This is a genomic window from Dictyobacter kobayashii (assembly GCF_003967555.1).
GTDB classification, from domain to species: domain Bacteria; phylum Chloroflexota; class Ktedonobacteria; order Ktedonobacterales; family Ktedonobacteraceae; genus Dictyobacter; species Dictyobacter kobayashii.
This window is the reverse complement of the sequence record NZ_BIFS01000002.1, coordinates 1,860,132-1,883,446: the sequence shown is the minus strand read 5'-3', so window position 1 is coordinate 1,883,446 and position 23,315 is coordinate 1,860,132. Positions and strand designations below refer to the sequence as shown.

The 23,315-nt window shown below is 51.3% G+C and carries 19 protein-coding genes and 3 pseudogenes; 19 read left to right on the top strand and 3 right to left on the bottom strand.

What is annotated here, in order from left to right; genetic code table 11:
• Positions 1-135: 135 nt before the first annotated feature.
• Together EL645_RS34660 and EL645_RS44785 are read left to right on the top strand one after the other, a co-directional pair.
• Positions 136-1,158 (top strand): GNAT family N-acetyltransferase, encoded by a 1,023-nt coding sequence (locus EL645_RS34660; RefSeq protein ID WP_161977931.1) that lies wholly within the window; start codon positions 136-138, stop codon positions 1,156-1,158.
• Positions 1,159-1,824: 666 nt separating this feature from the next.
• On the top strand, positions 1,825-1,950 hold the full coding sequence (locus tag EL645_RS44785; RefSeq protein ID WP_281276452.1) for a hypothetical protein: 126 nt from the start codon (positions 1,825-1,827) through the stop codon (positions 1,948-1,950).
• Positions 1,951-2,697: 747 nt separating this feature from the next.
• Here the strand turns inward: EL645_RS44785 and EL645_RS43440 are convergent.
• Entirely contained in the window at positions 2,698-2,985 is a 288-nt protein-coding gene (locus EL645_RS43440) for a hypothetical protein (protein ID WP_246035676.1), read from the bottom strand.
• A gap of 240 nt (positions 2,986-3,225) precedes the next feature.
• Between EL645_RS43440 and EL645_RS34655 the strand changes: the two genes are divergently transcribed.
• The 7 genes from EL645_RS34655 to EL645_RS34625 all read left to right on the top strand — a co-directional run bounded on the left by EL645_RS34655 (position 3,226) and on the right by EL645_RS34625 (position 11,350).
• A complete protein-coding gene (locus EL645_RS34655; RefSeq protein ID WP_246035675.1) occupies positions 3,226-5,565 on the top strand; it encodes an RHS repeat-associated core domain-containing protein in 2,340 nt (779 codons plus the stop codon).
• Between the two features lie 829 nt (positions 5,566-6,394).
• Complete coding sequence (locus EL645_RS34650; protein WP_126556994.1) at positions 6,395-6,625, top strand: hypothetical protein; 231 nt, start codon at positions 6,395-6,397, stop codon at positions 6,623-6,625.
• Positions 6,626-6,729: 104 nt separating this feature from the next.
• Positions 6,730-6,918 (top strand): hypothetical protein, encoded by a 189-nt coding sequence (locus EL645_RS34645; protein ID WP_126556993.1) that lies wholly within the window; start codon positions 6,730-6,732, stop codon positions 6,916-6,918.
• 70 nt (positions 6,919-6,988) lie between these two features.
• On the top strand, positions 6,989-7,621 hold the full coding sequence (locus EL645_RS34640; RefSeq protein ID WP_218032195.1) for an RHS repeat domain-containing protein: 633 nt from the start codon (positions 6,989-6,991) through the stop codon (positions 7,619-7,621).
• A 439-nt stretch (positions 7,622-8,060) separates the two neighbouring features.
• Complete coding sequence (locus EL645_RS34635; RefSeq protein WP_126556991.1) at positions 8,061-8,717, top strand: RHS repeat domain-containing protein; 657 nt, start codon at positions 8,061-8,063, stop codon at positions 8,715-8,717.
• A gap of 560 nt (positions 8,718-9,277) precedes the next feature.
• Positions 9,278-9,988, top strand: coding sequence for an RHS repeat-associated core domain-containing protein (locus tag EL645_RS34630; RefSeq protein ID WP_126556990.1), 711 nt, complete (start codon positions 9,278-9,280; stop codon positions 9,986-9,988).
• A gap of 702 nt (positions 9,989-10,690) precedes the next feature.
• Positions 10,691-11,350, top strand: a complete 660-nt coding sequence (locus EL645_RS34625; protein WP_126556989.1) for an RHS repeat-associated core domain-containing protein — start codon at positions 10,691-10,693, stop codon at positions 11,348-11,350.
• Positions 11,351-12,517: 1,167 nt separating this feature from the next.
• Here EL645_RS34625 and EL645_RS34620 read toward each other — a convergent pair.
• Positions 12,518-12,991 (bottom strand): annotated as a pseudogene (locus EL645_RS34620) (DinB family protein); the annotation flags it as partial.
• Positions 12,992-13,130: 139 nt separating this feature from the next.
• Here EL645_RS34620 and EL645_RS34615 point away from each other — a divergent pair.
• From EL645_RS34615 to EL645_RS43430, 3 genes are all read left to right on the top strand, one after another.
• Positions 13,131-13,613 carry a helix-turn-helix domain-containing protein gene (locus tag EL645_RS34615; protein WP_246035674.1) on the top strand — a complete coding sequence of 161 codons (483 nt, stop codon included), beginning with the start codon at positions 13,131-13,133 and terminating at the stop codon, positions 13,611-13,613.
• 215 nt (positions 13,614-13,828) lie between these two features.
• Positions 13,829-14,479: a hypothetical protein gene (locus tag EL645_RS43435; RefSeq protein ID WP_246035673.1), complete on the top strand. Its 651-nt coding sequence runs from the start codon at positions 13,829-13,831 to the stop codon at positions 14,477-14,479.
• A gap of 247 nt (positions 14,480-14,726) precedes the next feature.
• Positions 14,727-15,383: a hypothetical protein gene (locus tag EL645_RS43430; protein ID WP_246035672.1), complete on the top strand. Its 657-nt coding sequence runs from the start codon at positions 14,727-14,729 to the stop codon at positions 15,381-15,383.
• Positions 15,384-15,666: 283 nt separating this feature from the next.
• Here EL645_RS43430 and EL645_RS34605 read toward each other — a convergent pair whose 3' ends face one another.
• On the bottom strand, positions 15,667-16,461 hold the full coding sequence (locus EL645_RS34605) for an alpha/beta fold hydrolase (RefSeq protein WP_126556986.1): 795 nt from the start codon (positions 16,459-16,461) through the stop codon (positions 15,667-15,669).
• A gap of 210 nt (positions 16,462-16,671) precedes the next feature.
• On the opposite strand from EL645_RS34605, the gene EL645_RS34600 reads away from it, so the two are divergent.
• The 7 genes and pseudogenes from EL645_RS34600 to istB all read left to right on the top strand — a co-directional run bounded on the left by EL645_RS34600 (position 16,672) and on the right by istB (position 23,093).
• Positions 16,672-17,346 (top strand): transposase, encoded by a 675-nt coding sequence (locus EL645_RS34600; protein WP_246035671.1) that lies wholly within the window; start codon positions 16,672-16,674, stop codon positions 17,344-17,346.
• Positions 17,347-17,888: 542 nt separating this feature from the next.
• A complete protein-coding gene (locus EL645_RS39750) occupies positions 17,889-18,449 on the top strand; it encodes a YncE family protein (RefSeq protein WP_161977930.1) in 561 nt (186 codons plus the stop codon).
• Positions 18,446-18,988 (top strand): YncE family protein, encoded by a 543-nt coding sequence (locus EL645_RS34585; protein WP_126556983.1) that lies wholly within the window; start codon positions 18,446-18,448, stop codon positions 18,986-18,988. Before EL645_RS39750 ends, EL645_RS34585 begins: the two co-directional genes overlap by 4 nt.
• Before the next feature lie 166 nt (positions 18,989-19,154).
• Positions 19,155-19,738 (top strand): annotated as a pseudogene (locus EL645_RS34580) (IS607 family transposase).
• A pseudogene (locus EL645_RS46025) lies at positions 19,725-20,959 on the top strand (RNA-guided endonuclease InsQ/TnpB family protein). Before EL645_RS34580 ends, EL645_RS46025 begins: the two co-directional pseudogenes overlap by 14 nt.
• Before the next feature lie 92 nt (positions 20,960-21,051).
• A complete protein-coding gene (gene istA / locus EL645_RS34570; RefSeq protein ID WP_126550204.1) occupies positions 21,052-22,302 on the top strand; it encodes an IS21 family transposase in 1,251 nt (416 codons plus the stop codon).
• Positions 22,299-23,093, top strand: coding sequence for an IS21-like element helper ATPase IstB (gene istB, locus EL645_RS34565; protein WP_126548540.1), 795 nt, complete (start codon positions 22,299-22,301; stop codon positions 23,091-23,093). The genes istA and istB overlap by 4 nt, the downstream gene beginning before the upstream one ends.
• Positions 23,094-23,315: the final 222 nt, after the last annotated feature.

Below are 23,315 nucleotides of genomic sequence, written 5' to 3'. Positions count from 1 at the left end.
AAATCCTGCGTCAAGAACGTAACATCCTAAAAAAACAGTGCATATCTTCGCGCAACAGCCATGATGAAGTACTATATAGGGGCAGCAGCATATGCTATTATAAGAGTAAACATATGCATTGGAGAAGAGATTTTTATGCGTAATGATGGATATGTATCTCATATTCCTGATCTCCATGGCCTTGCTTTTCGTCGGTTTCGAGGAGAAGAAGATATTCCAGCGTTGGTTGCAGTACATGAGGGATGTCGAGAGTGGGATCAAATAGATGAGGAGTCGCCTAGAGAACATACACCTGACTTGCAAGAACTTTCAGCGATGTATCTACATCAGGGAGTGAATACGCCAGATATGCTGATTGCGACACTTGACGATCAAGTGATTGGTTATGCACATGTGTTCTGGCGTTGGGAAGAGGGGAATCAGATCTATGTCTTTCTTCATCTTGGTTGGATCTTGCCTCAATGGCGTGGGAAAGGAATTGGCACAACGCTCCTTCTCTGGGCTCAGGGGCGTATTCGAGAGTTAGCGGAGACAGAAGCGCCTCAGTATCGTTGGATGTTCGCGACAAACGTTTCCAGTACAGAAAAAGAAGCTCGCCACCTCATTGATCGCGCGGGATATCACGCCTCAGTTACTTTATCGGATATGAAGTTGAGAACTTTTCCAGAGCAACAGCGTTCAGATCTACCCGAAGGCGTTGAGATACGACCTGCTCTCGCAGAAGATTATCGTGCTCTCTATCAGGTGGAAAAAGATGCCAGAATTGGCACCAGGAGCCAGGAAGCCGATATGCAAGATACCCCCGAAAGTGAAGAAGACTTTCAGGACTGGTTGAAGCGCAATGTCTACCGAGAAGCGTTTGATCCTGAATTATGGCGCATTGCCTGGTATAGAGATCAGCCCATTTCCATTGTTTTGGGTGAAGTGAATAACGGCATTGGGAACGTGCGAGAAGTTTCGACTGCACGTGCCTGGAAGCGCAAAGGTATCGCTTACGCCCTCCTTCTAGAAACGTTGCATGCATTTAAGAACAAGGGAATCGCAAAAGTGCGTATCTTTACAGACGCCGAAAACAAACAGGGAGCGAGAACCCTTTACGAACGTGCCGGATTTCGTGAAGTTAAACAACATCTCCTTTGTCGCAAATCCTTCCAATAAGGAACGATTCAGCAGGCTGATGCTCTTGGTCTTAAGAGCACAGCCCGTCGCTTGTTTTTGGGTACTTTTAGCTCTCCTATTTCCAGGCGTAGAGAAACTTCATATTCCAACCAAAGATTTCTGCTCCTTCCCAATTATCAAATGGTTCAGACAATTTTGACTTCGTTGCCTCTTCCAGAGGGAGGCCCTTTGTGATTTACCAAACGTTGTAGCCGCCTCGGACACAAAAGTTGGACATGATATGCAATTAGCATGCTACATCACGTATCAGCTCAAATGTGCTCAATGACGGTATCCTTTCTGTCGTACCAAAGCAGACAGTTTTTCCGTTGAAATGCGTTTACCACACATGACATGGCAGCCATTCGTTTTTCTGGTGACTGTCTGTTCTTATCTTTTTCATACCCTCTTTTCTCCTTCATTGCGGTCACTGAGCTTCTGATTGTGCCCTCACCTATTTATGTATATTAGAGTAAGATAAGAATTATTAGAGAATTACTTCTATATATTGACATGTACCTTTTTTTACCTTATATTTGAGAAAGCAGTAATAAGTGAAAGACAATCTATGACTCTTTCTCTTGATTTGGTTCTGGTGCTTTCATATTTTATCACCTTTTATTTTGCATGTTTTATGAAAAATGTCCCTGCTGCGCGAATGACAGGATGTCGACCATTCACGTCGGTATCCAGGAGCCGCTGGTCGTCCAAAAGGAATGGAGACCAGCCAGGGAGCAGCATGCCTCCACCGCGGTACGCATGCCAGCTCATTGTGTGCCCTGGTGCCAGTGAGATGCAGCGCCGTATTTCGACAACGTGTGTGCTGAGAGGATAGAGGCACTCCCCTCTGCTGCTATTTTTTTGAATAAGTGTAACGAGAAAAGGATTTCACTCTATGGATCGTTTTTCAGTGCCCTTTTTGCCTGAATTACCCCCCCACCCGCGACAAATGATCTTTCGCACGCCAAAAATATTCAACCATTCTGGTCATCGCTCTGGCGGCTCTTGCTGGTCCTTAGCCTGGCGACAGGGGCGATCTTGACCACCGTGGTCGCATCCGTTCCCTCGGCCTATGCGGCGACCGCGAACGAGGCGCTCCCGCAGACCAGTCTGCCCGCGACCTATAGCGGGGTGCGCAACCCGACGCGGAACGTACCGGTTCCCACGAACGTCCACGATACCAGTTCGCACATCTCTCCATTCAAACCGAAAACACAAGCAAAAATGGCGACGCCTGCCGCCTCACCGGTCAGCAGCGGCACACCACTCAACGGCCTGGGCGACTCGTCGCTCTACACGTTTATCGACAAATCCCTTTCCGATCACCTGGATCTGAAGGTCAACGTCGCCAACGGCAACCTGGTCCTACACACGGTGGAGCTGCAGATCTCGGGCCGGGGGCTCAACAACACGATCGGCGGCTACTACAACAGCCAGTCTAACTGGTGGCTGGCCGATCACGGCACCAACTGGAACTTCACTACCGGTCGTGGAGCTTCCCTGTACCTGGATGATCTCTCCACCACCGGCGCCATCACGCTAAATCTGCCAACGGGCCTCAAGGCCTACTTCGCCCCCGATGGCAAAGGCGGTTTCAAAGATGCTCCCAGCCTGAACGCGACGCTGTTGCCCCTGAATGGGGGAGTCTACACCCTGCAGTTCCACCAGACCGGCGAGCGCTGGCTGTTCAACCAGTGGGGCACGCGCTACGAGGTGCTGGACAAGAATAACAACCAGCTCGAATATAGCTACCTGGACAACGGCGACTGGACCGGAGCGACCGACACGCAGGGACGCACCGTGAGCGCCACCCAGAACAGCAACCACCAGGTGACGAAGGTGGTCGACAATACCGTGGTTGGCGGCAAGACGCGCACCATCACCTATGGGTACGATGCTCAGTCGAACCTGACCAGTATCACCGATGCCAACAACAAGCAGACCATCTTTACCTATGACGGGAACTCGGAGCTGCTCACCATCAAGGACCCGCTGGGGCGCACGACGACGATCACCTATGGCTCAAACGGCCAGGTGGCCACCATCACCGATGCCAACAACAAGCAGATGACCTTTACGTATAACAGCGGCAATACCGTGGTGAAAGACGTGAACAGCCATTCCACCACCTATACGTACCAGGCCAACCTGCAGGTGACCTCGACCAAAGACGCGCTGGGCCATAGCACCAGCAGCACCTTTGACGCCACCTCCTACAACGTTAATACCTACCAGGATGCGATCACATCCGATGGACCAACCAGCTTCCAGTATAATAGTAGCAACAACATGGTCTCGCAGGTTAAAGATCCTACCGGGGCCACGACCAAATACAGCTATTCACCGCTCTCGGGCGGCCAGCAACAGAATGTGCAGTATCTGCCCACCACCTCAACGGATGCGCAGAGCAATGTGAAGACGAATAACTACGACAATTATGGCAACCTGCTGTCTCAGGCCGATACGACCGGGAGCAAGAGCAATGGCAGCAAGCTGCAGTATTCCTACAACCAGGATGGCACGCCGTCTGGGAGTGAGGATGCCAATGGCAATACCACCCTCTACGGTTACGACGGTCAGGGGAATCTGACCTCGGTCACGCCGCCTGCTCCCATGGGCAAGACGACGATGACCTACGACGCCCTGAGTCGTTTGAGCACGGAGACCGACGGCAACGGCAACACGACGACCTATACCTATGACGTCTTCGATCGCGTGCTCAGCACCATCTACAACCAGGGAACCGGCTCGGCCCGCACGTTCACGTATAGCTACGACGATGATGGCAACACGCTGACCCAGAGCGATCCCACCGGAACCACCTCGTTCACCTATGACGTGCTCAATCGGCAGACCAACAAGCAGATCCCGGGTGGTCCCAACATCGTCAGTACCTTTGACAATATCGGGAATCTGACCAGTCTGAATGATGGCACCGGTCTGACCAAATACGGCTACAACGAAGTCAACCTGATGACGACGTTGACCGATCCAGGAAGCGCCGTCACCAACTACGGGTACGATAACGCGAACCGCAAGAACTGCATTATCTACCCCAACGGTACCGGCATGCTCATGAGCTACGACGCGGCTGGCCGCCAGGTGAGCAACCAGGGCGGCAAGATGAACGGGAGCCAGTGCGGCACGTCCAGTATCACCACGAACTACACGGGTTACACCTACAACTATGGCTCCTCCAATGGGTCTACGGAGGTGATGAAGAGCGCGGTGATCCACAGCGCCAACAACTATACCCAGTACGCGACCTGGAACTACCAGTACGACACGCTCAATCAGTTGACGGATGTCAACAACGGAGTGCAGCACTGGTCCCTGAGCTACGACGCCAACGGGAACTTGAAGACCAGGCAGTATACTGGAGCTTCCAGCAACGTGGCAACGTATAGTAACTATAACGCGGACAACGAGCCGACGGGGGCGACCAGCACCGGCAGCTATGCAGGCCAACCGACTTCGGGCAGTGCCACCTATGCGTATGATGCCGATGGGAATCTGACGTCGATCAGCAATGGCAGCGATGGTCGTGGAGCGCTCTCCTACGCCCAGACGCACAGCTATAACAACGCGAACCAGGATGTGAGTGGCAGCGGCACGGCGTCAGGCTCGACGAAGAGCTACAGCTACGGCTACACGGGCATCGGCCAGACGGAGCGCACCACCAACAATGGGACCAGCACGGTCTACACCGGCCTGGGCCTGAGCACGGAAAAGACAGGAGGCACGACCTACGAGTACGTCCGTTGTAGCTGCGGTCTGCTTAACAGCGAGCGCACCTCGGCGGGCAAGGTCTACTACTATCTCTTCAACGGACAGGGCTCAATCGTGGGCATGACTGACAGCGCGGGTAACCTGGTGGCCAGCTACGATTACGATCCCCTCGGCAGCATTTCCGGCAGCAACGTCCAGAGCGGCGTGGTCAACCCCTGGCAGTATGCCGGAGGCTACTACGACAGCACCACCGGCCTCACCAAGTTCGGCATCCGCTCCTACGATCCCATCTTCGGCCGCTGGACCCAGCGTACCCCCGTTGGTGGCACCCTGCAGGAGACGCTGAAGGCCAACCCCTATGAGTATGCGGATAATAATCCTGTCAATAAGACTGATGGTAATGGCAAACAACCTACTCTAGGTAGTTGTTTGGGTTCTTCTCTTGTGAATGGATTGGTTGGTAGCATATCTGTTGCACAGATAGTAATGGCTCTCGCTCCATCGGTTGTTGGACTTCTTTCTGCTCCATTCGATTTAGCAGCAGGTGCTGGTGCACTTGCTGCTTTGGGAGCCGGGGTGAGTTTCTTCGGAGGATTAATCGCTGGATTAGCGATTGTTGGTGGTGTAGCTGTTGCAATATGGTATATTGAGTCGCAGTTACAAAAAGATTGCACTTAAATTAAATTTTAACACAGGAATTGTAGTTTTAAAGAGGGTATTGAGAGTATTTCATGTGTACTTTTAATACCCTTTATTGAAAGGTTTCGTATGAATACTGCTCTATTCATTACTGCTATGATAGTATTTCTCATTGTCTTTTCGTTTTTTTTCTTCAATCGGCTAAAAAAAAGACAAGACAATTTAGGAAGTTCTACAGCTATTGCTTTAATTATAATTGTTAATGGAGTAATATTGGGGATCGGATTGATTTTAAACCAGTATAATCCTCCAGTTTCAAAGTTTGTTATAGTTTTAGCAATTTTGCTTACTATCACTTCATTACTTGTTGCGACCATTATCATAAATAGAAAAAAGTAAAATACAGCATAATCTCTTTTGTTAGCTATGTCTACTAAGTCGTGAATTGCTTAATAGTGAGCAAATTTGAGCAGACAATATTTGTTGTAGCCTTCCTTTTCGGTGATCATGACTTGATGATTACTATGCCTAATAGCAGAGGTAACATGATGGTTAGATATGTAGGCTAGATAAGGCTATAACGAAATATTGCCGACTCCGAGTTTCCATCTGTGGTTATTGCTACAATATAGTTATTCTGACTAAGTTCGACATCTGCCCCTACGATCCCATCTTCGGCCGCTGGACCCAGCGCACGCCCGTTGGCGGGACGCTGCAGGAGACACTCAAGGCCAACCCGTATGAGTATGCTGATAATAATCCTGTCAATGAAACCGATATAGGCGGTGATAACCCTCTACTTGTAGGAATTGCATTAGTAGCTGTAGGCGCATTTGCTGGTGCCGCAGCAGGTGCGGCCGTAGCTGTAATGGAAAATCCTCATGTAAGCGTAAATGAGGTTCGAAGACAGGCTCTAGTTGGTGCAGGACTTGGTGCTGCTACGGTTCTTGTTGGTTTGTTAACTGGTGGTTTTGGCCCCCTAGCTGAACTCACCTTAGGTGTGAATAGCCTATCTCTTTCAGGAACCGTTGGATTTAGCCTTGGTGTCCTTCCAGGATTTTTGTATCAAGGTGCAAAAGCATTGATACCAGCTCCTTAATTCTGAAAATTAAACTTGAAACTATTAGCATGCGTTTTATATAGGTATTGATTTATTCAGTGTCTATATAAAACGCAAAGTAAAATAAGAAGAAAGAGAAATAAGTGAAAAATAAAGTGCTACTCATCTTATTAGCAATTGAAATAATCATTACTGTTTTTGGTGGAATATCTTTTATAAAAAGTGGAATGCGAGGAGATAGCCTATCTTATTATGGATGGGCTTTTTTCTTGTTCTTAATGGCCTTCTTTGGAATTTGGCTCTTTATTGCTCTGTTTAAAAAGCAGGAATAATGAATTTCCATTGAATGATATTACGTAAAGTAATTAGGTACAGCCACACTACACAATGGATGAACTCAAAATGATTTTGCGAGATCGTTCCCTGGCAGAAAAGGCCTCCTCCTACTTCTTCGGCGTCCTTGGCTCGATCGTGGGCATGACCGATAGCGCCGGCAACATGGCCGCCAGCTACGACTACGATCCCTTTGGGAATATAGCTGGCAGCGTCATCCAACCCGGCGTCAACAACCCCTGGCAGTATGCTGGCGGCTACGCGGACAGCACCACTGGGCTGCTCAAGTTCGGGATTCGCTCCTACGATCCTATCTTCGGCCGCTGGACCCAGCGTACCCCCATCGGCGGTACCCTGCAGGAGACGCTGAAGGCCAATCCGTATACCTACGCATCAAATGATCCAGTTAACAGATTTGATGTTACTGGACGACAAGATTGTGGAGGTACACTTCTAAATCAAGGATTAGGCACGGTGGGTAGTGTTATACTTTCAACTGGCATAGGTACTGGTCTGGCAATGTTGGGTCTCACAGTACCAGTGGTAGGCCTAGGACTTGCTGGAGTCGCTATACTCGCCGCCGCTTATGTTAATTATCGTGTGATTCTTAACGGTTGGAATGCGGTTGCTCCTGAATGTGGTTGGCCATCAATGCCACAAGAAGATATTATTAAAATCAAAATAGGGAATTTTGTGTTCTAAAAGAGGACCGATGTTTTGAGCATTGTGGAGATTAATTGTAATTATACGAGTTAATTTACAGTTGATCTCCCTGCTTTAATTATAATTGAAAGGCAACTCTATGCTAGAAGCATTTGGGGCACCGTTTATTTTTGTTACCATTATATGTGCCATCCTTTTTTTTGTGATCTTTGGAATCAGTAGATGGTTTCATCTTTCTGGAAACATAATTCTGATTTCTCAGTTTATAGTAGTTTGTACTTGGTTATTTGTATGTTTCTCTCTGGTTTCTGCATATTATCCATCTACAAATAAATGGATAATATGGGTTATACTTTTCATAATATTATTAATTATATTTTGTATGTATTACCTTAAATATAAACGCAGTAAATTATAAAGTACAATAATAATCCTGCAAAAAACATTAGAAACCCACATCCCGCAGTGAAAATTTAATTTGGCTTCACAGGCTGTTCCAGAATGCAGAGATGAATGGCATCTCTGCAATGCAATCTGGCCCATCCCCTCGGCGAGCAAGGTCTACTACTACCTGTTCAACGGGCAGGGCTCGATCGTGGGCATGACCGATAGTGCGGGTAACCTGGTGGCCAGCTACGACGATGATCCCCTCGGCAGCATTTCCGGCAGCAACGTCCAGAGCGGAATCGTCAACCCCTGGCAGTATGCCGGCGGCTACTACGACAGCAACACCGGGCTGACCAAGTTCGGCATCCGGTACTACGATCCCATCTTCGGTCGCTGGACGCAGCGCGCCCCCGTTGGTGGTACCCTGCAGGAAACGTTGAAAGCCAACCCCTATGTGTATGCAGATAATGACCCTGTCAATGAGATTGATCCTAATGGTCAGGCAGCCTGTCACTTAAGTGATATAAAGGAACATGATTACTTAGGTGGTTGGGTACGAAATTTTTCGTTAGGAGCAGGATGTACCCAGCTTATTACAGATTTACCTGTTGTGGGAGCTTTTCTTAAGCCAGAAACAGATTTGAGTAACACTTCAACCTTAGCAGTTAGTACTTCCCCTATTTATCTGTTAAGCCTCCCTCCTACCCTTGCATTTATCATTCCAGATAATTTTTCCTTGTTTCAGTAAACAAATTGTTTTATCATTTAAGCATGTTTTAGAATTGTCTAAATGATAAAACATAACAATGCGATATTTGGAATGGTTGCGAAGAGAATAAAGGGCAACAAGCTGCAGATAGAAAAGATGAATGTAACAGAGCATATGAATAATTATGGTTCTGTTGCATTCATCTTTTAAGCAGGTAAGAATTTGAGTTGTTATCCCCAAATTTCAAATGATAATGAGAGGAAGAATAGATGAATCAGCGCAAAAGGATGTTACCTATATCAATTTTGTTTTTAGTTGCTTCTACCGTTACATTAGGTTTTTTAGCATTCATAAGAGTGGATATTATTCTCTGTATTCTCTTTTTTGTTCAATTTGCTTAACAGTTTTTTATAGTCTAAAATGGTCAAAGGCTTGATTATCATGTAGATACCTTAGGAATTAGAAGAAAGCAAAGAGAATAAAATCGCTAGCAGGGCCGTACTTAAACAGTAGGATAAAAGCATAATCTTAATTATATGAGGCCTTGCCATCTATATCTATGATGCTGACGGCAATCTGATGCCGATCACCAATGAGGCATGAGGGAGCTGGCACTCACGCTGGCCCAGACACATACCAACAACACAGCCAACCAGGACATCAGTGGAAGTGGGACGGCGACCGGCTCCTCGGCCAACTACACCTATGGTTATAATGATACCAATCAGACGGATCGGGTCACCAACACCGGCAACACCGCGGTCTACAGTGGCCTGGGCCTGAGCAGCAAGAAGGTAGGGAGCGCGAATTATGAGTACGTCCGTTGCAGTTGCGGTCTGCTCAACAGCGAGCGCACCTCGGCGGGCAAGGTCTACTACTATCTCTTCAACGGGCAAGGCTCGATTGTGGGCATGACCGATAGTGCGGGCAATCTGGTGGCCAGCTACGACTATGATCCCCTCGGTAGCATTTCCGGCAGCAACGTCCAGAGTGGAATCGTCAACCCCTGGCAGTATGCCGGAGGCTACTACGACAGCAACACCGGCCTGACCAAGTTCGGCATCCGGTACTACGATCCCATCTTCGGCCGCTGGACCCAGCGTACGCCCATTGGTGGTACCCTGCAGGAAACGCTGAAGGCCAACCCATATGAGTATGCCGATAATAATCCTGTCAACGAGGTAGATCCTAGTGGCAAAAATCCTATTCTAATAGGTTTGGCGATTTTAGGATTTGTTGGCTTTGCAGGTGCTGTAGGAGCAGTGCTAGGTGGTTTTCTGTCCGGGGAATTCATTCCTGGACTGATGTAGGGATATATGCTGCAGTTGGATTTGGTGGAACTATCGGAGCTTTTGTTGGAGCTCTTGTAGTAGGCGCTCTATTTACGAGTGGCATTGGAGAGATAACTTTAGCAGGACTTGCTGGAGGTGCTGCAGGAAGCCTTGCTGAAGGATTAGTAGGTGGAATAATTGCAGGTATTCTGAGTGGACATATAAAGTAATTTAACAAAAGCACAACCTGAAGTATCTTAAAATTAGCATACTTTAGGTTGTGTATATTTTAAGAAATTTTCCTCAGAAAAGGACACATGTAAAAAGGAGCATCATTCTCATGACATTTATTGTGATTGGTTTTTGCATTACTCTTATTGCTCTATGTGCATTTCAAATATACTTTAGGAATATAATAATAGAGCAGAAAAGCATTAAAAACTTTTTAATTTATATTTTTGGACCGGTAATCTATATTTTTTCGTATTTTGTTGCAGCTTTGCTTATACAAACAAATGTACTCATAACAAGGAGAGATAGCCTTTACTTTTTTGAAATTTCTTTTATTATCTTTCTTTTGATATTAGCTTTGCAGTTCTTCCTTATTATTGTGTGGAAAAGACAAGCAAAAAAGCCATGAGTCCATTGGAAACTTCTTTGATGATGTGGCTTTTAGTGTGGAGGTAGATATTATAAATATACTGGCAAAATAATCGGCACCTTTGTTCGCAAATAATACCAATGGCTTCAAAAGAATATTGTTTTTCATTTTTAGATCCTTTTCATTCTTTCTTTGACACCCTTAGCTCGATCGTAGGTATGACCGACAGCGCGGGTAACCTGGTGGCTAGCTACGACGACGATCCCCTCAGCAGCGTCACTGGCAGCAACGTGCAGAGCGGGGTGGTCAACCCCTGGCAGTATGCCGGAGGCTCCTACGACAGCACCACCGGGCTGACCAAGTTCGGCATCCGGTACTACGATCCCATCTTCGGCCGCTGGACCCAGCGTACGCCCATTGGTGGTACCTTGCAGGAAACGCTCAAGGCCAACCCGTATGTGTATGCTGATAATAATCCTGTCAATGAAGTGGATCGAGGTGGCAATCAATCATGGTGGTCAGCAACCTATGACTGTCTATCGGGGGCAGCTGGTGTAGTGGGAGGAATATTAGGTGGAGCTCTTGCTACGCTTCTTGGAAGTATGGGAGGAAGACTCGCAGCAACAGCTACTACGGGTTCAGTTGAAGCTGCCGTTGCCCCTGTCCTATCATCAATAGCTTTTTGGCTTGGGATCGCAGCTTTTGGGATTGCATTAGGTGTAATTGTAGGCTGTGCACTCGTTGGTATTGAAGTATCAAATAACCTGGAAAACAATCCATGGTGGAGCTTCCCACGATAGTTGCAACATTCGCATTGTTCATTCGATAATATTGCCGGCTTGTATAATAGCCTCTTGTTCCGTATATAGTTATGATCTTTTCCTCTTATACATAAGAGAAAAAGACCTACCGAGTGTTGATCGTCGAATAACTTCTCGTTTTCCTTAACTCATATCATTTTTTGGTGATGTATCTAGAAGCTCTCGGAAACTAGTTTATGGCATCTCTTCATTCAATAGTATTGATATACAGACCCATGTTCGATTCGAGGCTTACAGTTTGCTTTTTGTGCTTATCTTCGAGATATGACAAACATAGCAAGCGAGCAGTTTGCCTGAAAAGTAGATATGAGTTACGTTATTTGACGATCACTAGTGAGAAAGAGGAAATACCGTATGAAAAATGTGCTTTTTGCTACCCCATGCATCGATTTTTTGCTTTTTTTATGGACAAGTATTTCTCTTTTCCTTTACCTCAAAAAAAAACAAAATTCGTAGAATGAAAAAAAGTATTTGGTATAAAGATTCTACACTTATAGGTTTTTTTGGAAGAATGCTACTTCTCATTACAGTCATGCTCTTCGCAATTGTCGTATTAGGCTTTTTGCCTCAATATTTATTGATTTACCTCATTGTAGTTGTTGTATTTTTTGCTGTTTGCGGTCTGATTGTAATTATTTATGCTGGATTGCTTAATAAATAAGAAGACGCTGGACCCAGCAACCTCCGTCGGCGGGAGGGACCCTGCAGGAGACGCTCAAGGCTATGTATGCTGGCAATAATCCTGTCAATAATATTGATCCGAGTGGAAAGTACTGTCACCCCTAATGTGCTTTTTATGGTTATTATCTTTGTCAGATCTGTTGGTGCTGCCAATTAGCTTACTTGCAGCTGTGATAGATACACTTCCAGCGGATGCTGCTGGCTTAGCATTTTTTGCCGCATTAGGAAACGGACTTGTTACAACTAATGCGGGTTGGGGAGCATTGTTTGCAATAGCTACCGCTATTGGATCAGAAGGCCAATTCATTGGTTGTGGTTTCCCCTCGTAGCATAAAAGAAACATCATTTTTAAGATACTGTTTTTCGTGTTTGTCTAGTAACGGATCATATAGTGTTTGGATAAAATTTATCTAAACACTATATGATCCGCGTGAAAGATTTCACTCACCTATCCATGCAGAGGCTCTAGCCAGGGAAATCAGCTGGAACCCCATGCATGCCGAGGGTGAACGAGAGTTCGCCGCCGTGATGCATATCATGCTCCATCACATGCCCGACGACCCAGGCGCGCGACAGGTAGACCTGTTTGCCGTCCAACTCATCGGGGAAGGTTTGTTGCATGTCGGGGGGACTCCAGCGAGCCAGACAATCCGCGATGAGTTGCCAGGTAAGGTCCAGACCTTGAGCCAGTTCGGCTGCGGTTGGCACGGGTGCCCCCTGTCGCAACGCAACCCCGTTTCGCTTCAGGTACGCACTCATCTCCCCGCCAAACTCTTCTCCTAGGGTTTGAATGAACCAACCGATACGGGTACCGATGATGTGTATGGCGTTCTCACCAACGGAGCGCAGGTGAGGCGCGGCACGCAGAGCAAGCTGTTCAGCGGTAAGCGGCGCGATCGCCCCTTTGACGTGCTCCTGATACTCTTTCCAGATAGTATAGTACGTCGTGAGTGTAGCAGACTAGTTACTAAGAACCATGACAAATAGTGACAACAAGATCGTTTTGTGCTAGTGCGGGTTCCGGAGAGCTGTTGTGTAAGGGAGAAAACTCTGCTCGAATGAAGTCATGAAACCCCCGATGTATGTTCGAGCCTTGGGTCCAGCAGAGCAGGCAGGGTTGGAAGCTGGACTGCGCTCATCCGACGCATTTACCCTGCGCCGCAGTCAGATCTTGCTCGCCTCCAATCGAAAGCAGCGTCCCAAAGTCATTGCTCAGAATCTGGGTTGTGCCACGCAAACGGTGCGCAACGCCATCCATGCCTTTGAGGAGAAAGGCGTCGATTGCCTCAAGCAGGAATCTTCTCGACCAAAAACGGTGCAAGCCCAATTTGATCAAGCCAAATGTGAAGCGTTACGTGCCACCTTGCATCAATCGCCGCGCATCTATGGGAAAAAGACCAGCGTGTGGACGCTGGCTTTAGCAGCGGAGGTCTGCTTCGAGCAAGGGCTCACGGAAAGCCTGGTGAGCATCGAGACGATCCGCCAGGCGCTCCTGCGGCTGGGGGTGGGATGGCAACGCGCGAAGCACTGGATTACCCACGGATTGCGCAACGAGATGTAACTTGTAGCATATCGGCGTAGAAATGTGCCTCCTTGAAGAGAAAACAGCCAATGATTCTCACCAAGGAGGTCGGTATGACAAGTATTGCCAATGGCTCGGTGAAAATCCAGACGACTTCGGAGTCCAACCTCGCAATGCCTTGCTGGTTTGGCGAGGCAGTGCTGATCAGTCGTTATCTTCGCAAGCACGGTGTCCTGGACAAGGTCAACGAGCAGGTGCACTTTGCGCGGAAGCGTTTTGGGCACTATGAGGTGATCGACTTTCTTGCCGTGCTCTTCGGCTATGTCATCAGTGGCGAACGTACCCTGGAGGAGTTCTACGAGCGACTTCAGCCGTTTGCCGTTCCGTTCATGGCCCTGTTTGAGCGGGATCGGTTGCCCTCTCGTTCGGCGCTGTCCCGGTTTTTATCGGCATTGACAGAGGCCCCCGTCGAAGCGCTGCGCGCCCTCTTTTTGGAGGATCTGCTCAGTCGGCCCCTTACGCCCGACCAACAAACCGGAAGCCTGCTAGATCGAACAGGTCATTCCTGGACCGTCTTCGACATTGATGGCACACGGGAAGCGGCTCGGCAACGAGCCTTACCGCAGACTGATGACCTTCCCCCACCCTTTCGCCGGTTGAATGACGTCTACGCTCCTGGCTATCGGGCCGCAAGCGTGGAGAGGTGGTCAGGACACGGACAACGGTATCTCAGGCCCATAGCTACCAATGGCTCGGCAGTTTCGGAAACCGAGGCAATGGGCTGTATCGAACAGAACTGCGCCAGGGCCTCGCCGCCATCCGCCGGTATCTCACGGCGTATCAGCTCCCGCAAGAACACACGCTGCTGCGCCTCGACGGCCAATATGGGAACGGGGCCGTGCTGACTGATCTCGCAGGCTTCGCCTTTGTGACTCGTGGCAAAGACTACAGCCTGCTCGACCATCCGCTCGTTCAGGCGCGTCTGCACTTGCCCCCCGATCAGCTTCAACAGCGTCCCGAAAGCCAGATGGTTCGCAGCCTCTACGATTACCCCCAGATACCGGTGGGACCCGAGGGCGTGCCCTACCGCGTGGTCGTGGCTACGCATCCCGCGGGGAAAAAGAAGAGTCCCATTAGGGTGACCCGCGCAGGGTGGTCTACGAACTGTTCTTCACGAACCTGCCACAACATGCCTTCACGGCCTGCGATGTGGTCGAGTTGTACCTGCATCGTGGCGCCTTTGAACCGATCCTCTCAGATGAAGACATCGAGCAGGATCCCGACAGGTGGTGCAGTCATTCGGCCTGGGGACAAGAATGCTGGCAAGTGATCTCGCAGTGGACCTGGAACCTGAGACTCGAACTGGGCCATCATCTCAAGCCAGAGCCACTGCGCACGACCGAGTTTGCTCCTGCTCTTCCACCACTTCCACCGCACGCAGCTCCTGCCTCTGGCTATGCCCCTCCAGAAGTGGGTTCAGCATGGAAGGCTGGACACTTCTCAGGCCACGATTTCACCCTCCAACCAGACGGACCCTCCGGTGTCCAGCAAGCCAGGAGCTTCGTGTCCAGGAACAGCGTCGAGAAGTCGATGGCAGCATGCGTGTGGTGTATGCAGCCAGCATCCGGAGTTGTCGTCCTTGCCCCCTGCGCGAACAGTGTCAATGGCAGGGGCATGCCACGAAGAAGCCGCGCCAGGTCAGCGTGCTGCTGCATCCGCTTGCCGTTGGTCCCGCACCGCTCCTCTGGCGAGATTGGAGCCGCAGAGAGCACCGGCGTGCCTGTCTGCGGCTCGTGCGCCACCAACTGATCGAGGTGAATATCCCCCCGCAAGATCCGGTCGCTTCACCTCCCACTGCGGAAGTGGTCCTTTCTCGTGCCGAGCGAGCACACACTCGTCTCTGCTGGAAAGCGCGTCTGGCTCGCAATGCGCGCAGCCAAGCCACTGGCCAGATCACCATCACACTATTCGGCGTTCCAGAGGGGTTTGCCACCTTCCTTCGCCTGGCCGAGAGCGTCACTGGAAAGCATGCAAGCCGAGGGTTTTGATGGATGAGTGAGCAACGACTGGCGCCGGGCTCCATTGGAGCTGCTCAACTTAGGAAGAACGCTTTCAACGCAGGAGCAAGGACGTCGTCAGCCGGGCCGTGGTCCTGACCTGCCAGGAGACGGGGCTGAGCATTGGGCAGGATGCCCACGAGCGTTTGCGTTCCGTGGTGGAAAAACGCCGGGCTCGCTCCTCCGACCATGACCAGTGTGGGCACGGTAACAGAGGCCCATTTCCTGAGGGTCGCGGGATTGCCGCTCATGGTCTCGCCCATGATAGTGCCGTCGTAGGGGAGCGTATGCGCTATCGCCTCTAACTGTGGCAGCATTGGCCCATTTCGCATCTGGGCAACGAGTTCAGCAGGAACGCGCATCGCATCGATCAGGAAATACTCAATCGCCTCGCCCCGACGGTCTGCTGCGAGCAGGGCATTAAGATGCTCGACGTAATCCTGCGGGATCGGGGGACGGCTCTGGTCGACAATGAACGGGGGTTCGTACAGCGCCAGCTTCTCGATCTTGCCTCCGAGCAGGCGCGCAGCCTCCAGGGCCAGAACTGCGCCGGAGGACCCACCAAAGACGCACGCCGATCCGCCAGCCTCGGCGATTAAGGCGTCGATGTCCTCGACCTCGCGCTCAACTGCGTAAGGTGCTCTGTCCCCGCTGTCGCCTCGGCCACGCCGGTCGTAGGCGAACACGGTGAAATGTGGTGCCAGTGCTCTCGCCAGCCCTGCTTCATCCAGGCGAGTCCCCATCGCACCAATCACCAGGATGAGCGCTGGTCCCTGGCCTGACTGATCGAACGCGATGGAGGTGCCATCTTTGGAAATGACTGTTCTCATACTGGTTCCTCTCAGGTGGACTACCTTCTGCTTCTCTTTTGCTTCGAGAAACAGTGTACCACCCTGGACCGAAAAAAACTTCTCCTGGCTTGCTCTTTCCAGCCGGAGAGATTGAGCTGAGAGCCAATGACTCAATTTTTCTGAAGAGTGCTCCAGCACTCTTGTGTTGACCAGGGATGGTGTGACGATTTCGTCCCGTCAATCAGCTCGTTGCGCAAGTCGTGGGATTACCAGCCCCGACCCAGATTATCTGAAGAAAAAAAACGACGTGACGCCCTCATTGCGCTGGCCGAGCGCCAGGGATGGGTTGTCGGCTATCAGGATGAGGTGTGGTGGAGTCGCGTGAGCCAGCCCAATCTGCACAGTTGGACTGAGCAAGGTGAGCCGTTGCGCTTGCAGGAACTGAAGAAAGAGAAAACCGATCCCGACCCCAAAGCGCTCGCTTGTTATGGGATGCTTTCCGCCAACACTGGTCGCATGTACTTACGCTTTGTCGAGGGGCGCCCGGTCAGCCAGGTGACCACTGATTTTCTGGAGTGGCTGTGTGAGCAGGCCCAGGCGCAAAGCAAGCGTGTCCTGGTGCTCATTTGGGATAACGCGTCCTGGCATGTAAGTAAACAGGTCAAGACCTGGCTGCGCGAGCACAATCAGACAGTGTTGCAAGAAGCTCAAACTGGCAAAACAGGAGTACGCATCATTCCGTGCTGGTTGCCCATCAAGAGTCCTTGGCTCAACCGGATTGAGCCAAAGTGGGTGCATGGTAAACGTGCGATTGTCGAACCTGCTCGACTGCTGACGGCAAGTGAGCTCAGACAGCGCGTATCTGATTATTTTGGCTGTGAACAAGTCGAGCTGCTGCAACAAAAGTCGCGTCATTCCGTATAAAGGGAGAAGAGCACCTTCCTGAAAAGCCAGCTGGGCCTCTCGAACGAGAAGGATGCTGGCAAAAGCAGGATACCTTTTCCCGCAGCACACGTGATGATCGGATATTCTTTCCCAGAAGGAGGTTCAAGGACATGAGGATAGAAGGATTATCCAGAGTGCCACACGGCGCTATTAGCGCCGACGCAAATGTGAGCCGGTGTCGAGCTCAAATGCGTGCTTTTTTGAACAAAGAAAGAAATGATTATTTTTTTCGTTTCAATGGCTTCTCATTTATCTGAGCAGGCTTCTCACCTGGTGTCAAGGTAAAGCGCAGCGGCCTTTATACCAGGTGAGAAGCCTGCTACACTCCCTGGGTCATTGAGTCAAAACGCGCCAGGATCGGCTCACATTTGCGTCGGCGCTGACAGCGCACGCCTGCTCCTCTCTGAAGAGCGGATGCTGCTCTCCTCTTTGCTGATGAGCCTGCTTATCTGCTGGAATCTCTCGGCCTGCTCTCCCGCCAGCCCCTCTGTCACTGCTCAAACAGCAGCCCCCACACCCACATGCACCGGGCAGCCCGCTGTCTCTGCTCCTCTGATCGCGCGAGCCGGTTTGCAGACCATGTTCGCTCTGCCCGGTTCCCCGTTTGCCAGCATCGCGACCAACAACGGACGCTGGATTTTTGTGTCGCTGCAGAGTTCTGTGGCGCAGGACAACGGCATTGCGGTGCTCCTCCAGGAGGGCCATCTCTCAAACTCGCCCAGATCATTCCTCTTCCCGGTACTCCTGCGGGCCTGGCTCTCACAAGCGACGAGCAGCAGCTCATCGTTGCCGATGGCAAAGGAGTGGCGGTGCTCGATGCAGCCAGGGTCGAAGCGGGCACTTCTGGTGCGCTCCTGCACCTGATCTCCGATGGGAACAATCCGGGAACGGTCGAAGTGGCTCTCTCACGAGATGACCACTATGTCTTTGCCACGGATGAGACGGGACAAACACTGAGCATCATCGATTTTCAACAGGTGCAAACAAGGGGGTCTCTTCTCATGCCTCCATTGGACGGGTTCCTCTCGACCTGGCCCCAGTCGGCCTGGCGCTCTCACCAGATAATCACTTTCTCTATGTGACCACCGAATTCAGTACCCAGAACCTGTCGGAATCGAGGACTGCCTCTCAGTTTCCCGGAACCCTGACCGTCGTGGATGTCGCTCGCGCAGAGCATGATCCCTCTCATGCGGTCGTTGGACGCGTTCTGGCGGGATGTAGCCCGGTTCGGGTGGCGCTCTCCGCCTCGGGAGATGTGGCCTGGGTTACTGCCAGAGGCAGCAACGCGCTCCTTGCTTTCAACACCTCCCTCCTCAGATCAGACCCAGCACATGCCTTCATTGCTTCCCTGGCCGTCGGCCCTGCTCCGGTGGGGCTAGCCTTGATTCGCCAGGATACGGAGCTCATCGTGGCGGACTCCAACCGCTTCGCCGGAAACCGCTCTCCTCAAACGCTGACCCTTATCAATGTGAAGCAAGCGCTCGCAGGGCATCCTGCTTTGCTCGGGACGATCGCAGTCGGAAGTTTCCCCAGAGAGTTGGCTCTGGATGGACAGACCCTTTTGCTGACCAACTATACCTCGGCAACGCTCTCACTGATCGATCTTTCCAAGCTCCCGTGAGTGCGTCTGGAGAGGAGTGGCAACACGAGAAAATGCTTTGGCAAGCCTCGAAAACCAGGAGCCTCTTTTGTTGCTCTTTTCCCTTCTAGCTCGGGCTGGAATGAAGGTGCAACGGTCTGTCCTTCCTGCACAAGTGGTTTCTTGAACCTGCACTAGACTCATAAACATGAAGTTGAGCCAGTACGCGAAGGCACAAGGGATCAGTTATCGTACAGCCCTCAGATGGTGGAAAGCTGGGCAGATCAAAGGGTACCAGGCCGAAACCGGAACCATCATCGTCGAAGAGGGGAAACCAGAAGAGCAAGCCGCGCTCGGCGAGTTGCGATTTACGCGCGAGTCTCTTCACGGGAGCACCAGCCCAATCTGGAACGGCAAGTCGAACGACTCGAAACCTATTGTGCGGCCAAAGGCTATCAGATCACCACGGTCGTCACAGAAATTGCTTCCGGGGTCAATGATGCTCGACCGAAGTTTCTGGCCCTGTTGCGAGATGTGACGATGACGACGATTGTGGTGGAGCAGAAGGATCGTGCAACGCGCTTCGGGTTCCGGTATCTCGAGACGCTCTTGGAATTGCAAGGCAGGGGCTTTGAAGTGGTCAATGTGGCGGAAAACAATCAGGAGGACCTGCTGGCGGATCTGACAAGCATTCTCTATAGCTTCATGGCCCGGTTGTATGGGCAACGTCGAGCGAAACGGAAAACCGAAAAGATTGTGAAAGAATTGGAGGCAGAGGATGCACCTGGTTGAGCGACACCTGGTCAAACAAGATGATCCTCGCTTTGCGGTTCTCTATACTGCTGCGTTCGCTTCGAAAAACCTGTACAATCAGGCCAACTATCAGATACGGCAGACCTACACTCAGGAAGACAAGTATCTGTCGTATGTCGAGGTGTTTCATCGGGTCAAGGGCATGGAATGCTACAAGGCCCTTCCCGCCAAGGTGGCCAATTCCATTTTGATCTTACCTCATAAGAACTGGATCTCTTTCTTTGAAGCGAAGAAAGCGTACCAGGAAGATCCCTCCCGCTTCACTGGACGCCCAACGCTGCCCAAATACAAAGACAAGATCAAGGGCCGTAATATCCTCATCTACGACAAGCAGGCACTCGGCAAGCGTGCGTTCAAGAAAACCGCCAAGCTCATCCCTTCAGGATTGCCCATCGAGATTGACACCTGCGTCGCCGAATTCTGGCAAATTGCTCAAGTACGGGTTGTGCCCTGTTCTGATGGATACATGATTGAAGTGGTGTATGAACAGCAAGAAGAGCAGGGGCAGGCCGATGTCGACCCTGCCCTGGTGGCAGCCATCGATGTTGGAGTCAATGTCCTGGCCGCCCTCACCAGCAATAAGCCTGGTTTTGTTCCCGTGTGCTCAGCGGCAAACCGATCAAAAGCCTCAATCAAGGATACAACAAACAACGCGCCCAAGCCCAAAGCCGTTTAAGCCGAGAGAAACGTTTGACCTCGCGCCAACTGGATCGCAGAACGACGAAGCGCAATCGCCGTGTGGAGCACTATCTGCATACGGCAAGCCGTCGCATCATCGATCTGTTGGTAGAGGAGAGCATTGGAACGCTTGTCATTGGCAAAAATCCGCTCTGGAAGCAGGAAGTGAGCATGGGCAAACGCAACAATCAATCCTTTGTACAGATCCCACATGCTCGTTTTATCGATCAATTAACCTACAAAGCCAAATTGGTCGGGATCAGGGTCATTCTTGCCGAAGAGAGCTATACCAGCAAGGCCAGTTTCCTTGACCGCGATCCGATCCCCACGTACCGCGCAGATCAGACAAACCCTGCTGTGTTTTCGGGCAAGCGCATTGCCCGCAGTTGGTATCGGGCAAAGGATGGACAAGTCATTCACGCAGATGTGAATGGTAGTTATAACATTTTGCGCAAAAGTAGCTCCGACCTTTCGCAATTGGGGCGAGGAGTAGGGGGAGCTGCAGTTCTCCCCAGGTATTAAAGACGGTGTATACTCGAGCCGGAATAGAATTGACCGACCCCAAGAAGGCGGTATTCTGAGGAAAATCAAAAACACAACCTCAGGAGACCGACATGCTCAGGAGTCAGACCGTGAATACAATACACGATTTACATCAACAAGGGAAGACGGTTCAGGAAATTGCCCAGAAATTGGAGATTTCGCGGACCACTGTGCGCAAATATCTTGCCCATCCAGAAGCGGTGATCCCGAAACCACGCCCGCCTCGGCCTTCAAAGCTTGATCCATTCAAAGAACAGATTACGCGTTGGGTGATGGAAGATCATTGCATCAATTGTGAAGTGATCTACGCACGATTACAGCCGATGGGGTACACCGGCGGGATCAGCATCTTGAAGGAGTTCGTCCATCCCCTCCGCCCGGTGGTGGCAGGACATGCGCCCGTGCAACGCTATGAAACCGAGCCAGGCCACCAGGTCCAATTTGATTGGGGCGAGTTCACGTATGAACAGGAAGGCATCATCCATAAATTCTATGGCTTTACCGCGGTGTTGGGCTATTCGCGCATGCGCTTTGTGACCTTTGTGAAGCGCTGCGATACTCCAACGCTCATTCGCTGCTTGATGGAGGCGTTTGAATACTTCGGAGGCCTGACCCGGTCTGCGCTGACTGACCGCATGAAAAGCGTGTTGCTCGAAATGCAGGAGAACAAACCTCGTTGGAATCCTCGCTTTGCTGACTTCATGGTCTCCATTGGGGTCACCGCCCGCGTCTGCAAGCCTTACACCCCACAGACGAAAGGCAAGGTCGAGCGCACCGTGAGTTATGTGAAGCAGAGCTTTTGGGCCGGGGTGACTTTCACCGATCTCGATGATCTCAATCGCCAGGCCCATCGCTGGTGTGAGCGCATCAATTCCCGCGTGCACCGCACGACTCATGCTCGCCCGGTCGATCGTTTGGAGGTGGAGAAGCTCCAGCCCTTGCCTCAAGCCTTTGCCTGGGAGCGCTTTGCCACCGAAGAACGCAAAGTCACCTGGGATGGCTATGTCTCCTACGATGGCGTGCTCTACGGGTTGCCAGGCACGCTGCATCTGGCCGGAACCACAGTGCAGGTTCGTGAACGCAAGGGTGTGCTCACGGTTTGGTCGCAGGGCCAAGAGGTGTTCGCCATCGAGAAGCGTCCTCGCTCACAAGAGAGTGTGCCGCATCCAGAGCAATGGACGGGTATTCCCTCAGCCTCGGCGATCCGACGAGCAGGAGCACCCTTAGGCCACCAACAGCAGGCACCACAGGTGCAAAGCCGGGCCCTGGCCGAGTATGACCAGTATTGTGGCGTGTCGGCCGGAGCGGAGGTGGGAGCATGAAGTCAATCACCGCGTACAAGCAACTGAACTTGACCCACCTGCAAACGGCGTTACCCCAGTTACTGGAAACGGCCCGGCGAGAACAATGGACGTATGAAACCATGGTGGAGCGAGCCTTGGGCGCAGAGCTGGATGGCCGCGAGCAAAAAGCCACAGCTCGCCGTCTCAAGGCTGCACGCATTCCCAGCAAAAAAACGGTGGAGGGTTTCGATTTTTCGTTCCAACCCTCGCTCTCCGAGCGGCGCATCCGGGAGTTGGCCGATCTGTCCTTTGTGCGGACCTGCACCAATGTGATCTTTCTCGGCCCTCCGGGAACGGGCAAGACGCATTTGAGCCTGGCTCTAGCCAATCGGGCACTGGCAGAGGGACACAGCGTCCTGTTTACGACGCTGGCGGAACTGGCTCAGTCCCTGGAGAGTGCCTCGCATCCTGGTCTCATGCGTCAGCGCCTGCGGCGCTACATTGCGCCCAGTTTGCTCATCATTGATGAGGTGGGCTACACCAGGCTCACCGCCGAACAGGCTCATCACTTCTTTGAGTTGGTGGCAGCCCGCTATGAGCACGGCTCCATTATCCTGACGTCCAATACCAGCTTTACTGGCTGGGGAGCGTTACTGGGGGATGAGGTACTGGCGACGGCTTTGCTTGACCGGCTCCTGCATCATGCAGAGGTCATCGCCATCAATGGGAGCAGTTACCGCATGAAGGAGCGCCGAACAGAGAGCCGAACCCCCTCAACCTTGTCAGACACAGCACGACATGCCGCCGGCGATTTGCCCACCGGCGTGTAGTCAACCGGCGTTCACGATGTCGGCGTTGGGATCGCCTGGATTCCGGCGCGGTTTGGTCGGCGTTTTCATCGCTGACGTTCTCAACGTTTGTTTTTTACCGTTCGTTTGATTGGGGCGACCAATTCCAAATCGGCTCGTCATGACACCGGCCTTGACACAGGCGGCTGGCCGTCTAAACGGATGACCAAATAGGCATATTTGTCATCATTCTAAGATACTGTA